Source organism: Stutzerimonas stutzeri (genome assembly GCF_051028275.1).
Taxonomy (GTDB): domain Bacteria; phylum Pseudomonadota; class Gammaproteobacteria; order Pseudomonadales; family Pseudomonadaceae; genus Stutzerimonas; species Stutzerimonas stutzeri_AS.
The window spans coordinates 2,589,447-2,602,224 of sequence record NZ_CP069269.1 but is presented as its reverse complement, the minus strand read 5'-3'; the positions used below and the strand labels follow the sequence as shown (position 1 = coordinate 2,602,224).

The 12,778-nt window shown below is 59.7% G+C and carries 16 protein-coding genes; 8 read left to right on the top strand and 8 right to left on the bottom strand.

Annotated elements, in window-relative coordinates:
* Positions 1–92 precede the first annotated feature (92 nt).
* Positions 93–410, bottom strand: coding sequence for an Mpo1-like protein (locus JQR87_RS11855; protein WP_407296951.1), 318 nt, complete (start codon positions 408–410; stop codon positions 93–95).
* 167 nt (positions 411–577) lie between these two features.
* Here JQR87_RS11855 and JQR87_RS11850 point away from each other — a divergent pair, with 167 nt between their 5' ends.
* The 3 genes from JQR87_RS11850 (at position 578) to JQR87_RS11840 (ending at position 3,112) form a co-directional block, all read left to right on the top strand.
* Positions 578–1,579 carry an AraC family transcriptional regulator gene (locus JQR87_RS11850; protein ID WP_407296953.1) on the top strand — a complete coding sequence of 334 codons (1,002 nt, stop codon included), beginning with the start codon at positions 578–580 and terminating at the stop codon, positions 1,577–1,579.
* Between the two features lie 93 nt (positions 1,580–1,672).
* On the top strand, positions 1,673–2,602 hold the full coding sequence (locus JQR87_RS11845; RefSeq protein ID WP_407296955.1) for a DUF808 domain-containing protein: 930 nt from the start codon (positions 1,673–1,675) through the stop codon (positions 2,600–2,602).
* Positions 2,603–2,671: 69 nt separating this feature from the next.
* Complete coding sequence (locus JQR87_RS11840) at positions 2,672–3,112, top strand: nucleoside deaminase (protein WP_407296957.1); 441 nt, start codon at positions 2,672–2,674, stop codon at positions 3,110–3,112.
* Positions 3,113–3,117: 5 nt separating this feature from the next.
* Here the strand turns inward: JQR87_RS11840 and JQR87_RS11835 are convergent, their stop codons facing one another.
* Positions 3,118–4,569: a TrkH family potassium uptake protein gene (locus JQR87_RS11835; RefSeq protein WP_407296958.1), complete on the bottom strand. Its 1,452-nt coding sequence runs from the start codon at positions 4,567–4,569 to the stop codon at positions 3,118–3,120.
* Positions 4,570–4,756: 187 nt separating this feature from the next.
* Between JQR87_RS11835 and JQR87_RS11830 the strand changes: the two genes are divergently transcribed.
* Together JQR87_RS11830 and JQR87_RS11825 are read left to right on the top strand one after the other, a co-directional pair.
* Positions 4,757–5,128: a YkgJ family cysteine cluster protein gene (locus JQR87_RS11830; RefSeq protein WP_407296960.1), complete on the top strand. Its 372-nt coding sequence runs from the start codon at positions 4,757–4,759 to the stop codon at positions 5,126–5,128.
* 86 nt (positions 5,129–5,214) lie between these two features.
* Positions 5,215–5,781, top strand: coding sequence for a nitroreductase family protein (locus tag JQR87_RS11825; protein WP_407296962.1), 567 nt, complete (start codon positions 5,215–5,217; stop codon positions 5,779–5,781).
* A gap of 1 nt (position 5,782) precedes the next feature.
* On the opposite strand, the gene JQR87_RS11820 is transcribed toward JQR87_RS11825, so the two are convergent.
* The 6 genes from JQR87_RS11820 to ispZ form a co-directional block, all read right to left on the bottom strand.
* Entirely contained in the window at positions 5,783–7,132 is a 1,350-nt protein-coding gene (locus tag JQR87_RS11820) for a sensor histidine kinase (protein ID WP_407296964.1), read from the bottom strand.
* Positions 7,133–7,213: 81 nt separating this feature from the next.
* Positions 7,214–7,618 (bottom strand): Spy/CpxP family protein refolding chaperone, encoded by a 405-nt coding sequence (locus JQR87_RS11815; RefSeq protein ID WP_407296965.1) that lies wholly within the window; start codon positions 7,616–7,618, stop codon positions 7,214–7,216.
* 142 nt (positions 7,619–7,760) lie between these two features.
* On the bottom strand, positions 7,761–8,438 hold the full coding sequence (locus tag JQR87_RS11810; protein WP_407296967.1) for a response regulator transcription factor: 678 nt from the start codon (positions 8,436–8,438) through the stop codon (positions 7,761–7,763).
* A 17-nt stretch (positions 8,439–8,455) separates the two neighbouring features.
* Positions 8,456–8,842 carry a hypothetical protein gene (locus JQR87_RS11805; RefSeq protein ID WP_407296969.1) on the bottom strand — a complete coding sequence of 129 codons (387 nt, stop codon included), beginning with the start codon at positions 8,840–8,842 and terminating at the stop codon, positions 8,456–8,458.
* A gap of 84 nt (positions 8,843–8,926) precedes the next feature.
* Positions 8,927–9,226, bottom strand: coding sequence for a YciI family protein (locus tag JQR87_RS11800; RefSeq protein ID WP_407296971.1), 300 nt, complete (start codon positions 9,224–9,226; stop codon positions 8,927–8,929).
* An 8-nt stretch (positions 9,227–9,234) separates the two neighbouring features.
* Entirely contained in the window at positions 9,235–9,822 is a 588-nt protein-coding gene (gene ispZ / locus JQR87_RS11795) for a septation protein IspZ (protein WP_407296973.1), read from the bottom strand.
* A 178-nt stretch (positions 9,823–10,000) separates the two neighbouring features.
* Here ispZ and JQR87_RS11790 point away from each other — a divergent pair, with 178 nt between their 5' ends.
* The 3 genes from JQR87_RS11790 (at position 10,001) to JQR87_RS11780 (ending at position 12,756) form a co-directional block, all read left to right on the top strand.
* Complete coding sequence (locus JQR87_RS11790; RefSeq protein ID WP_407296975.1) at positions 10,001–10,867, top strand: PHP domain-containing protein; 867 nt, start codon at positions 10,001–10,003, stop codon at positions 10,865–10,867.
* Between the two features lie 14 nt (positions 10,868–10,881).
* Positions 10,882–11,505 carry an L-threonylcarbamoyladenylate synthase gene (locus tag JQR87_RS11785; RefSeq protein WP_407296977.1) on the top strand — a complete coding sequence of 208 codons (624 nt, stop codon included), beginning with the start codon at positions 10,882–10,884 and terminating at the stop codon, positions 11,503–11,505.
* Between the two features lie 75 nt (positions 11,506–11,580).
* Positions 11,581–12,756 carry a tryptophan--tRNA ligase gene (locus JQR87_RS11780; protein WP_407297729.1) on the top strand — a complete coding sequence of 392 codons (1,176 nt, stop codon included), beginning with the start codon at positions 11,581–11,583 and terminating at the stop codon, positions 12,754–12,756.
* Positions 12,757–12,778 lie beyond the last annotated feature (22 nt).

Here is a 12,778-nt window from a genome sequence, read left to right as displayed (position 1 = left end):
CAAGTCGCCGCCGCTGCGCCAAACTGGCCGTTCGTTCCGAGACCAGCGGTGCCGGCTGGTGCTCGACGGCACCGGCCGGTTGAGTCTGAGTATCAGAATGGGATTCTGCCGGTGAGCATGTCTTTGAGCATCACCCAGTCGCCGAGGAAGCTGTAAAGCGGGTATTGAAAGGTCGCCGGCCGATTTTTCTCGAAGATGAAGTGACCCACCCAGGCAAAGCCGTAGCCGGCCAACGGCATCGCCAGCAACCAGAGCCATTGCTGCGTAACGAGGGCGTAGGCGAGGATGCCGAGCACCAGCAGGCTGCCAAGATAATGCAGACGGCGGCAGGTGCGGTTGCCATGCTCGGCCAGATAGAACGGGTAAAAGTCTGCAAAGCGGGTGAAACGCTCGGCGGTCTGTGTGCTCATGCTGCACCTCCTATTGTTGTGGTGGTTGAAGTCTAGAACCGCAATTGCTGCTGGACACTGACCCACGGTGCCAGTTTAGTGCCCTTGTATACCGTCGGCAGGCGGTTGAAACTTCCTGGGCCGTGACCACGGCGTGCCTGTTCAGCCGATGTGAGTTCATTCGATTGATGACAGAACGCACCACCTCCTCAAGCTGGGCCTTGAGTATTGTCCAGGCGCTCGAGCTTGACGGCCTCGACAGCCGCAGCCTGTTCGCCGAGCTGGGTCTCGACCACTCGGCGCTGAGCGACCCCGATGCACGTTTCGCCCAGGACGGCATCACCCGGCTCTGGCAGCGTGCAGTCGAGGTTACCGGCAATCCGGCGATCGGTTTGAACCTGGCAAAGGTGATGCGACCTGGCGCGATGCACGTGGTTGGCTACGCGCTGATGTCAAGTAGCACGCTCAGGGAGAGTTTCCGACGGCTGGTGCGCTACCAGCGCATCATTGCCGAAGGTGCGGACCTCACGTTCGCGCCCACTGAGAAGGGCGCGCTGCTTGCCCTGTCCATCCATGGGGACCAGCTCCCTCCTGCTCGGCAAAGCGCTGACGGCTCGCTGGCCAGCACACTCACATTCTGCCGGTGGCTCACAGCCAAGCCGCTGGTGCCCCTGGAAGTCTATCTGCAGGGGCCGCCGCCTGCCGATCTTGAACCTTATCAGGCGGTCTTCCAGGCACCGCTGCGTTTTTACGCCGAAAGGCATGGGTTGATGATGCGTGACGCTGATGTGGATATGCCGCTGCCCACGGCCAATGCCGAACTGGCACAGCTGCATGATCGTTACGCCGGTGAGTACCTGGCGCGCTTTTCTGACAGTCGGGTAACGCATCGGGCGCGGCAGGTGATCTGCCGCTTGTTACCTCAGGGCGAGCCCCGGCGCGGTTCGGTTGCACAGATGATGCATCTGCCTGAACGCACACTTCAGCGGCGTCTGGATGAGGAGGGCACCAGCTTCCAGCAGCTGCTCGATGACACGCGTCGGACACTGGCGGAGCAATATCTGGTGCAGCAGGATCTCGCCGTGCTGGAGGTTGCCTACTTGCTGGGTTTTGCCGATCCGAGCAATTTCTATCGTGCGTTCAAACGCTGGTTCTCGATGACGCCAGGCGAATATCGGGCGCAGCTGTAAGCTTGGCAATATCGGAACTTGTGCTTTGCCCCAGCAGCCTTAGCTTCCATATAGGCGGCGCACCGTCGCTTCTCTGCCTGAGGAAAACCTGCATTGGCCAGTAGCCTTCTAGCCCTGATCGACGATATCGCTTCGGTTTTGGATGATGTGTCCCTGATGACCAAGGTCGCTGCCAAGAAAACCGCTGGCGTGCTTGGAGACGATCTTGCCCTAAACGCCCAGCAGGTCACCGGCGTCAACGCCGACCGGGAGTTGCCCGTGGTATGGGCAGTGGCCAAAGGATCCTTTCGCAACAAGCTTATCCTTGTGCCAGCGGCTCTGCTGATCAGCGCGTTCATTCCATGGGCGGTGACGCCCTTGTTGATGCTCGGCGGCGCATTTCTGTGCTTTGAAGGCTTCGAGAAGTTGGCACACCGATTCATGCATCGAGACGATGCCCATCATGCGCAGCAGATTGAGGCGCTCGCGAATCGGAACGTCGACATGGTGGCGTTCGAGCGCGAAAAGATAAGCGGCGCGATACGCACCGACTTCATCCTTTCTGCAGAGATCATCGCCATCACCTTGGGCACGGTTGCCGACGCAACCTTCATCCAGCAGGTCGCCGTGCTCGCGGGTATCGCCATCCTCATGACCATCGGTGTCTACGGCCTGGTCGCCGGCATCGTCAAGCTGGACGATGCCGGTTTGGCGCTGAGTAAAGGCACCAGCGGAGCGGCACAGTCTGTCGGTCAAGCGATTCTTTCCGTCGCGCCGTGGCTGATGAAGTCGTTGTCCGTGATCGGCACCGCAGCGATGTTCATGGTGGGCGGCGGCATCCTGACTCACGGGTTCAAGGCGATCCACCATTTCATTGAAAACAGCGCGGAGCACACCGTTGCCTTGCCTTACATCGGTTCGGTGCTGGCCGGGCTCGTGCCGACGCTAATGGACGCGGCTTTCGGCATACTGGCTGGCGCTCTGGTATTTGCAGCCGTGCAACTGGGTGGTCGTCTATTCAAGCGCGATTCTCAAACCGCCTGACTGGGGCTGGCGTAGACAGAGCGGCTTCTGGCGGACCGGACAGCGATAGGCATTGGAAGGAGCAGCACTATGAATGAATACATGCAGGTAGCAATCGACGAGGCGCAGAAAGGACTGTCCGAGGGCGGCATTCCGATTGGATCGGTGATTGTGCACAAGGGCGGCATTATCGGCCGCGGCCACAATCGGCGGGTGCAACAAGGCAGCGCCGTGCTGCATGGCGAGATGGACGCCTTCGAAAATGCGGGAAGGCAGCCTGCCAAGGTTTATGCCGAATCAGTGCTGTACACGACCTTGTCGCCTTGCTCGATGTGCACAGGTGCGATTCTGCTCTATGGCATACCCAAGGTCGTGATCGGCGAGAACCAGACGTTCATGGGCGAGGAGCAGCTATTGCGTAGCCGAGGCGTTGAGGTTGAGGTGCTGCAAGAGACGAGTTGTGTCGAGATGATGCGCCGCTTCATCGCCGACTGCCCCGAACTGTGGAACGAGGACATCGGCGAAACCTGAGCCGATCAATGACGCCAGAAGGACGGAGTCAGCATGACCAGCACGGTGATGATTTCCAGGCGTCCGAGCAACATGCCAAACGACAGCAGCCACTTTGCAGAATCCGGCAAGGTTGAAAAGTTACCGGCCGGTCCGATGATCGGGCCCAGCCCCGGACCCACGTTGCACACCGCAGTGGCCGCTGCGGTGAGTGCGGTGAGCATATCGAGGCCTAGCAGGGCCAGCGCCAGCGCCAGCGCGCCGATCGTGATTGTGAAGAAAAATGAAAAGGTCAGAATAGACCGCACGATTTCTTCATCGAGGGTGTGCTTGTTGTAGCGCTGTTTGATTACGGCGCGTGGGTGCACCAGCTGCGCCAGGTTAGCGCGCAGCAGGGAATACGCAACTTGGAAGCGGAAGATTTTTAGACCCCCGGATGTCGAACCCGAGCAGCCGCCGATGAATGTCAGATAGAAAAAGGCCAGCACAGCGAACTCGCCCCATAGCGTGTAATCACCGAGTGCAAAACCGGTAGTTGTGACCACTGATACAACGTTCAGCGAGACGACCCGTAGGGCATCCAGGAAAACGTAGTCGGAGTTGAATGTCAGCCAGATCGCGAAGGCAAAACATATGATCAGCAGCATGCCGATGAAGCCCTGCACCTGTTGATCGTGAATCAGCGCGTAGCGGTTACCCCGGACGGTGGAGACCATCAGGATGAACGGCAACCCACCCAGCAGCATGAACACCACGGCTACCCAGTGGGCCGCGGGGGTGAACTTGCCCATGGAGCTATCGGAGGTCGAATAGCCGCCCGTCGAGATCGTTGTCATGGCGTGGTTGATCGCCTCGAACGGCGTCATTCCGCTGAACCAGTAGGCCAGTCCGCAGAGCAGGGTAAGTGCGAGGTAAACAATCAGGATCGACTTGGCCATCACGTGGGACCGCGGCATGGCTTTCTGCGACCAGTCTGACGACTCGGTCTGGAACAGCCGCATGCCACCGATGCGCAGCAGCGGCAGGATCGCCACGGCCATTCCGATAAAGCCTATGCCGCCGAGCCACTGCAGCATCGAGCGCCACATCAGCAAGCCGGGTGAGGCCGAATCCAGACCGGACAGCACTGTCGAACCTGTAGTCGTAATCCCTGACATTGTTTCGAAGAACGCATCGGTATAGCTGATGTGGTGAATCAGCATCATTGGCAACGCGGCAAAGCAACAAACGATCAACCAGCTGGCAGTGGTCAGGAAGTACATGTCTCGCGGCCGTAGCTGGGTGAGTTCCGGTCGCCCGGGCGCGACCAGAGCGATGCCGCAGCTGAATGTGATCAGGCTAGCCCAGAGGAAGGCTTGCAGGTCATCAGTTCGGTCAAACGCGAACAACGTGATCATCGGAATGACCATGCTGACAGCGAGTGTGATCAGGAAAATGCCGAGGATGAAACCGATGATGCGCAGGGTCGGCAGGGCCATGTGTAATTGCTGCTCGGCTCAAAATGAGGCCGCCATTCTACGCCTGTAGCTGTGGCAGTAAACTGGCGATCGGCTTGTCGAAAAATCTTTTCGAAAGCCCCCTGAAGACCTCTTCCCAACTTTGTGGGGATGAATAGAATAGCGGCCCGGTGCCGGCCCTTTGCCGGTTTCTGGGTGTTCCCCTGCCATGTCCATCGATAATCCCTGCCTGACGTGCGGCGCCTGCTGCGCGTATTTTCGTGTGTCTTTCTTTTGGGGCGAGTGCGCCTCAGCCGGCGGCGTAGTTCCTGATAACGCGACCGTGCAGGTCAGCCCATTCCACGTCGCCATGCTGGGGACAGAATCCAAACCGGCGCGTTGCGTCGGCTTGATGGGCGATGTGGGGTGTGGTGTCCGTTGCACGATGTACGAGCAGCGTTCGAGTACCTGTCGCGAATTCGAGGCCTCCTGGGTCAACGGTCAGCACAATGCGCATTGCGACACCGCTCGGGCTGCGCATGGATTGCCGCCCCTGGTGCCCCCGTTGGAGCCACAGCTTTCGCCTGACCGCGTGGCCTAAGGCGAGTCGCGCTTTTGCACCAACCGCACTGCCAAACGAACGGCTCGGGCCTCTAGAATGTCCGATTCGTTTTCGGAGGTAGTCGGATGGAAGCTCTCGACCTGATGCTCAACCGTGTGTCTGTTACACGGCTTACTGACCCTGCGCCAACATCGGCCCAACTGGACCTCATGTTTCGTGCCGCCTTGCGCGCACCTGACCATGGTCAGCTGCGCCCTTGGCGGTTCCTGACCATTCAAGGCGAAGCTCGCACGCGGCTGGGCGCTTTGATGGCTAAGTCGCTGCGTGTGCGCTCGCCAGAGGCGAGCGATGAAGCCTTGTTGAAAGCCCGCAAGATGCCGTTGCGTGCGCCGTTGCTTGTAGTGGTCATTGCGCGGGTGCAGCCGCACCCGAAGGTGCCTGGTTCGGAGCAGGTGCTTGCGGTGTCGTGCGCTGCCCACGGGCTCTTGCTGGCTGCTCATGCGCAAGGCCTTGGCGCCGTGTGGCGTACCGGCGATTTTTCTTACGATCCGTACCTGGCGAAGGCGCTGGGGCTCACCAGCGACGAGCAGATGCTGGGGTTCATCTATGTTGGCACCCCAGAAGGGACCCTGCGGACCCCGCAGCACGTAGAACCCCAGCAATTCGTCAGTGAGTGGACGGGCGCAAGCTAGGTCATTCCACCTCTTGGCGATCCTCGATAGCAGGGTGAAGTGGTAGCTTCAACGTCGCGATGAAGCCACCGTCCGGGTGATTGCCTAGCAGTAGCTCGCCGTTATGCCGTTCCGCGGCCCGGCGGGCAATCGCCAGCCCCAATCCGTGCCCTGCAGTGGTTTGTCCGGGGGCACGGAAGAAGGGTTCGCTCAGTTGCGCGAGGTGTGTGTCGTCCACGCCCGGTCCTTGATCGCGAATGCTAAGCAGTAAATGCTGTGCGTCGCTGCAGGCCCGCAGTTCGATGGGGGCTCCTTCCGGGTTGAAGCGCAGTGCATTGCGTAACAGATTGTCCAAGGCACGCTCCAGCATGTCCGGCCAGCCGTGCAACTGGGTTTCGGTGTCAACGTGGCTGTCAATGCGTTGATTAGGCGAGACAATGCGGGCGTTCTCTTCAAGCTGCTCAAATATCGAATGCAAGTGGATTGGGCTCGGTGCGCCTGGATCGGCGTCAAGCCTCGCGAGTTCGAGGATTTCGCTGATCAGAGCTTCCAGTCGGTCGCATTCTTTGGCCAGGCGCGGCCAGATGACCTCGCGTTCGGTGGGTGTCGCCCGTTCCGCCAATGCCAGTGCAATCCGCAGGCGTGCAAGCGGCGAACGCAGCTCATGCGAGACGTCACGCAACAGCTGCCGCTGACTGCCGATCAGGCTTTGCAGGCGTGCACCCATGCGGTTGAAGTCCTTGGCCAGGACCCCAAGTTCGTCGCGTCGGTTCGCCAGGCGAGCCAGGGAATTCTGTTGATAGGTCGTCTGCCCGAGGTCATGAACGGCACCGCGGAGCCGGTCGAGCGGACGAGTAATCGAAAGGGTCAGCAGCAGGCTGAATCCGGTCAGGACGACCAGAGCGATGCCGAGCGCACTCAGCGGCCAGAACAGGCTGCCCCGGTGCCACGCTTGCAGCTCCTGATTCGGGATGCGGTAGATGAACAGGTAGGTGTTGCCGGTCTCGGGGCTGGTGTAGTCGGCGGTCAGCCGCCGCCAGGGAAGGCGCCCATCTCGGTGTGCCTGACGTGCTTCGAAAGCGGCAGCGCGAGCCGGGAAGGTGCCTCGGATGATGGGTTGGCCGTTTTCGCCCAGAACCTGCACGTCGACCCCGTAGCGGTTGCGGTGCCGCTCGAGCAGAAACTGTGCAGTGATAGGCCCCTGGCGCTCGTAGACCTTGGTCCATACTTCGGCCAGGCCATTGACGCCAGGATGACGATTGAGAATCCAGGCGTCCTGGTTGAGCGCGTGCCCAAGGAGCATGGCCAAGCCTGCCACCAGCGCAATGGCTAGCCAGAACGTCGCGAGGATGCGCCAGAACAGGGATCGCACCAGTCAAGTACTCCAAGGGCAAAGCCCGAGTCGCTTGGTCCTTTAGAAGGGCGATCGGGCAGGTTTGCGGTTTGTGCGGAATCAGCTCTTCTGATCGCGCTCGGCTTTCCACTGTTCGAACTCAGCGCGGTCGGCGCGCTTGGCAGCCATCTTTTCGTGCAGCTCGTCGAACTTCTTCTGCTGTTCCGGGCTGAGCAGATCACGCACCTGCTTTTGGGCTTTCTCTTGATTGGCTTTCAACTCGTCCTGCAGCGCGTTGCGTTCGGCTTCCGGCAGCTTGCTCAGATACCGTTGGGTGATTTCGCGACGATTTTTCATCTGCTCACCCATCAGTTGATGCATTTCGATCCGTTGCTCTTTGGTCAGGTCAAGCTGTTCGAAGGGCGAGTGCCTGCCACCATGATGGCGCTTGCCATCGTCTGGCATGGCCATGGCCATAGTGGGCAGGGTGGAGGCGAGCAGTACGGCGATGAGAGTCTTGCGCATTATGACGTTCTCCTTGGGATGAAACCGGTTCGCCTGTCGACGCCTGTCTAGGCGCCTCAAGTGGCTTCGACCGGATGAGCTCAGTCTAGGGTGCGCAAGGTCAACAGCGGTCAGGGCTGGGTAAAGGCTGGGTAAAGGCTGGTCATGATGCGTAAAGGTATCCACGGCTGCGTAAGGCGACTATGCGCTGACGGCCGTCTGGATGGGGGCCTAGCTTTCGGCGCAGGTTGCTGACATGCATGTCCAGGCTGCGATCGTAAAGGGTGAGCTTGCGGCCCAGCGCCAGCTGCGCCAGCGCCTGCTTTTCCAACGGTTCGCCTGGCTGACTCAGCAGTGCTTCAAGAATACGTCCTTCGGAAAGGGTAAGCGTGACTTCGTGATCACCAACGCTTGCAACGCCGCGCGCCGGGCTGTACCAAAGATCTCCCAGCTCCAGCTGTGTGGGCGTGCTGGCCGGCTGGCTGCGGCGTAGAACAGCCTTGAGGCGAGCGGTCAGTTCGCGCGGATCGCAGGGCTTGGCCAGGTAATCGTCCGCTCCCAGCTCCAAGCCCAAAATACGGTCCAGCGGTTCGCCCCGCCCGGAAAGCATCAGTACAGGCAGGTCAGGGTGCTCGCCGCGCAGCTGCTTGAGAAGGTCCAGTCCACTGCCGTCCGGTAGCATCACATCGAGCACGACCGCGGCGGGTTGATGTTCGGTGAGCGCGGCGCGTGCGCTTTGGCCGTCATGGCAAGCGCGGGCGGAAAAGCCTTCCTGGGCTAGCCAGCTGACCAGTAGCTCGCAAAGCTCCTGGTCATCGTCTATCAGCAGCAGATCGCTCATGGTTCGCTCGTGTCGATTCAGTTCAGCCATTGACGGCGACGGCGGCCACGGGTGGTCAGGACGCCAAGCAGAAAGCCCAGCACGCCGACTCCACCTCCAACCGCAAACCACTGCTGCTGTTCATTGAACAGTTGCGGCTGTGGTTGCGCCTTCGCCTGTTCCTGTTCGAGTTGCATGCGCAGGCGCTTGTTCTCCTGCCGCAGCCTGACGAGCTGAGCCTGGTCAGCCGTATTGGCAGCGTCGAGGTTTGCCTTGAGTGCCTCGCGTTCCTCTTGGTTTTCCATCAAGCGGTGCTCTAATTCGGCCTGCTGTTCGGAAACAGTGGTGGGTGGCGCTTCTTGAGCCTGTAGCTGGGGTGTGGCAAGACACAGAGCGAACAGCAGGAACAGCGGACCTTGGCGCATCGGAACTCCTTTTTCCTAAACGGTTTCCCAGCGGGCCGTGGCGAAGCGACGACCCGTGTCAGGTGGCGGCTTTAGTCGACCGGATCAGGGATAGACTTGCTTGAATGGTTTGACAATGACCTCGCCATACACGCCTGCTGCCTTGTAGGGGTCGGCTGCAGCCCACTGCTCTGCCGCTTGCAGTGAGTCGAATTCAGCAACCACCAGGCTTCCGGTAAAGCCCGCTGCTCCAGGGTCGTTACTATCGACAGCTGGATGTGGGCCGGCCAGTACAAGGCGGCCTTCGCTTTTCAGCTTGTCGAGACGCTCAAGATGAGCAGGGCGTGACGCAAGGCGGTTTTGCAGAGAGTTTGGTACGTCGGTAGCGATAATCGCGTAGAGCATGTGGACTCCTATGATTCTTCAGGTTCAGGTTCAGGTTGCATGTGGCGCACCAGATAAAGCGTCTGGCCGGCCATGAACAGCAGCGTCAGGCCGAGGCTGCCAAATACTTTGAAGTCTACCCAGATTGCCGGATAGGCGAACGCAACGAAAAGATTGGCGGCGCCGCAGACAATGAAGAACAGAATCCATGCAACGTTCAGCAGCGCCCATTGCGCGGCTGGCAAGCGGACGGCGTTACCCATCATGCGCTGGATTAGGGGTTTGTCGCCAATGAAGTGACTGCCCAGAAACGCTAGTGCGAATAGCCAGTTCACTACAGGCGCTTTCCACTTGAGTATCGCTTCGCTGTGCAACACCAAGGTCAATCCGCCAAATAGTAGGCACGCCGTCAGCGTGAACCATTGGCTCTTTTCGAGTCGACGCTGATGGACAAACAGTACTGCATAGACAATGACGGACGCGATTATCAGAACGGCCGTGGCGCTGAAGACGCCACCAATCGCTATGTTCAGATCCGCAACTTCAACCATCCTCGGCTCGATTTTATAGACGATGAAGAACAGCAGCAGCGGAACGAAGTCGATGATTTGTTTCACAAGGCAAGCCAGAGGCGGGATGTGCCCGCATAATAACAAACCGCGCTTTTGGCGGAACGCTGCCGGCCTGCCGTTTCCAAGACGTTGCGCATGTTTTGACAACTTGGACGACAGCACGAGCACTGGCGGCGACGGTCACACACTGTAAGCTGCCGAGTCCCTGGAGAGTCTGTACCGAATGATTGTTGATCTTCACTGCCATAGCACCGCGTCGGACGGCGTACTTGCGCCTGATGTACTGGTACAGCGAGCCCATGCACGTGGCGTCGAGTTGCTTGCGCTGACCGATCACGACACCCTTGAAGGGATTGACGAGGCTCGCGCGACGGCTGATTCGCTTGGTGTCCGATTGGTCAACGGCATCGAGCTGTCCTGTCTCTGGAGTGGCGCGACCATCCATGTGCTCGGTTACGCGTTTCGTCAGGATGCCGTTGCTCTGCAGCGGGCCATTGCCGATCTGCACCAGGGACGCTGGCAGCGCGCCGAGACGATTGCCCAGCGCCTGGAAGCCAAGGGCATGCCGGGTGCGTTGGAGGGCGCGCGCGCTATACAGAACGAGCTGGGCGATAGCGGCAATGCGCCTGCGCGGCCTCATTTCGCTGACTTTTTGGTGCGTGCGGGACACGTGCGCGACCGCGCCGAGGCATTTCGCAAGTGGCTCGGCGCGGGCAAGTTGGGTGACGTCAAACAGCATTGGCCGACACTGGAACAAACCGTGACCACCTTGCGCGATGCTGGCGCCTGGATCAGTCTGGCGCACCCCTGGCAGTACGATTTCACGCGCAGCAAGCGGCGCCGACTGGTAAGTGAGTTCGCCCAGGCTGGCGGCCACGCGCTGGAGGTGGTCAATGGCATGCAACCGTTGGAGCAGGTAGGTGGCTTGTCGATCCTGGCGCGAGAGTTCGGGCTGATGGCCAGCATCGGCAGCGATTTCCATGCGCCGGGCGATTGGTCAGAACTGGGAATGTATCGTTCCCTGCCTGATGATCTGCAGCCGCTGTGGCAGTGTTTCGATCACGCGCCTGGCGAGTCTGTGGCCCGCTGAATAGGTAATTTTTCATGAGCCAATTCTTTCAGATACACCCCGATAACCCACAGGCAAGGCTGATCAAGCAGGCCGTAGAGATCATTCGCAGTGGCGGCGTAGTCGTCTATCCCACCGACTCGTCTTATGCCGTCGGTTGCGCAATGGGCAACAAGACAGGCATCGAGCGGATTCGCCGTCTCCGTCAGTTGGATGACAAGCATAACTTCACGCTGGTCTGTCGCGATCTGTCCCAGCTCGGCCTGTTCGCAAAGGTGGATACGGCGGCTTTTCGCCTGCTCAAAACGCATCTGCCAGGGCCTTACACCATTATCCTAACGGCGACCCGGGAAGTGCCGCGTATGCTGCTGCATCCCAAGCGGCGAACGATCGGCCTACGCGTACCTGCTCAGCCGATTGCCCAAGCATTGCTCGCCGAGCTTGGTGAGCCGTTGATGAGTGTCAGCCTGATATTGCCAGGCCAAACCGAGCCGATGAGTGATCCCTACGAAATGCGGGATGCGCTGGAGCATCATGTGGACCTGATCATCGACGGCGGGTACGGTGGCGTCGAGGCGTCTACTGTCATCAGCCTGGTGGATAGTGATCCGGAAATCGTCCGTGTTGGCTGCGGTGATCCTGCGCCGTTCGCTGGCTGACTGCTTCGCTTTTTTAAACCTACGAAGGAAACCCTTTTGAGCTCCATGGATTCGCAGCGACGTGTAGTTTCCGGAATGCGGCCTAACGGCCGTCTTCACCTTGGCCACTATCACGGCGTACTGAAGAACTGGGTCAAGATGCAGCATGAATACCAGTGCTTCTTCTCGATAGTCGACTGGCATGCGATGACGACTGATTACGCGGCCGGCGCAGAAATCACGCGCAACGTCCAGGACATGGCTATCGACTGGCTCGCTGCGGGTGTCAGCCCGAGCTCAGCGACGCTCTTCATACAATCCCAAGTACCCGAGCATGCGGAGTTGCATCTACTGCTGTCGATGATCTGCCCGCTGGCGTGGCTTGAGCGTGTGCCGTCCTACAAGGAACTGCAGCTCGACTCTGAGCAAAAGGACCTCGGCACCTATGGCTTCCTCGGCTACCCGTTGTTGCAGGCGGCTGACATCCTGGCTTATCGCGCAGGTGTTGTGCCAGTCGGCGCCGATCAGCTACCACACGTGGAGTTCGCACGTGATGTGGCCCGGCGATTTAACCACCTCTATGGCAGTGAAGAGGATTTCGAAGTCAAGGCCGAAGCCGCAGTTCGTAAACTCGGCAAGAAAGGTTCGAAGCTATACGCGAGTCTGCGCAAAAGCTATCAGGAACAGGGCGACCTTGAGGCGCTGAATACTGCCCGAGCGCTGCTCAAGGACCAGCAGACCATTACCATCGGTGACCAGGAGCGGTTGTTTGGTTACCTGGAAGGCGGAGGCAAGTTGCTGCTCCCTGAGCCGCAGGCATTGCTAAGCGATGCGCCCCGGTTGTCCGGGCTGGACGGTCGAAAGATGTCGAAGTCCACCAACAACCCCATTTTTCTGCGTGATACACCTGCCGAGATCGAGGAAAAGATCAAGCGTATGCCCACGGACCCGGCACGCGTGCACCGGCACGACCCTGGCGAGCCGACACGCTGCCCGGTCTGGCAGATGCATCAGGCACATTCGACTGCAGAGGTTTGTCAGTGGGCCGAGCAAGGCTGTCGCAGCGCAGGGATCGGGTGCCTGGAATGCAAGGCGCCGCTGATTGACGCCATCAAGTTGGAGCTCGCTCCGTTGCAGGAGCGCGCCCTAGATTACGAGCAGAATCCTGATCTGGTGCGCAGCATCTTGGCCGAAGGTGCTGAGCATGCCCGCGATGAAGCGCGTGAGACCCTAGTGATGGCGCGCCAGGCGATGGGCCTGAATTACCGCTAGAGCCATAACCTCAACCGGCTTA

Excerpts from the sequence above, each read along its gene's own strand:
- JQR87_RS11780 (WP_407297729.1), top strand. The coding sequence starts at position 11,581 with ATGCGGCCTAACGGCCGTCTTCACCTTGGCCACTATCACGGCGTACTG.
- JQR87_RS11790 (WP_407296975.1), top strand. The coding sequence starts at position 10,001 with ATGATTGTTGATCTTCACTGCCATAGCACCGCGTCGGACGGCGTACTT.
- JQR87_RS11835 (WP_407296958.1), bottom strand. The coding sequence starts at position 4,569 with ATGGCCCTGCCGACCCTGCGCATCATCGGTTTCATCCTCGGCATTTTC.
- JQR87_RS11800 (WP_407296971.1), bottom strand. The coding sequence starts at position 9,226 with ATGCTCTACGCGATTATCGCTACCGACGTACCAAACTCTCTGCAAAAC.
- JQR87_RS11810 (WP_407296967.1), bottom strand. The coding sequence starts at position 8,438 with ATGAGCGATCTGCTGCTGATAGACGATGACCAGGAGCTTTGCGAGCTA.
- JQR87_RS11815 (WP_407296965.1), bottom strand. The coding sequence starts at position 7,618 with ATGCGCAAGACTCTCATCGCCGTACTGCTCGCCTCCACCCTGCCCACT.
- JQR87_RS11855 (WP_407296951.1), bottom strand. The coding sequence starts at position 410 with ATGAGCACACAGACCGCCGAGCGTTTCACCCGCTTTGCAGACTTTTAC.
- JQR87_RS11785 (WP_407296977.1), top strand. The coding sequence starts at position 10,882 with ATGAGCCAATTCTTTCAGATACACCCCGATAACCCACAGGCAAGGCTG.
- JQR87_RS11830 (WP_407296960.1), top strand. The coding sequence starts at position 4,757 with ATGTCCATCGATAATCCCTGCCTGACGTGCGGCGCCTGCTGCGCGTAT.
- JQR87_RS11825 (WP_407296962.1), top strand. The coding sequence starts at position 5,215 with ATGGAAGCTCTCGACCTGATGCTCAACCGTGTGTCTGTTACACGGCTT.
- JQR87_RS11805 (WP_407296969.1), bottom strand. The coding sequence starts at position 8,842 with ATGCGCCAAGGTCCGCTGTTCCTGCTGTTCGCTCTGTGTCTTGCCACA.
- JQR87_RS11840 (WP_407296957.1), top strand. The coding sequence starts at position 2,672 with ATGAATGAATACATGCAGGTAGCAATCGACGAGGCGCAGAAAGGACTG.
- JQR87_RS11850 (WP_407296953.1), top strand. The coding sequence starts at position 578 with ATGACAGAACGCACCACCTCCTCAAGCTGGGCCTTGAGTATTGTCCAG.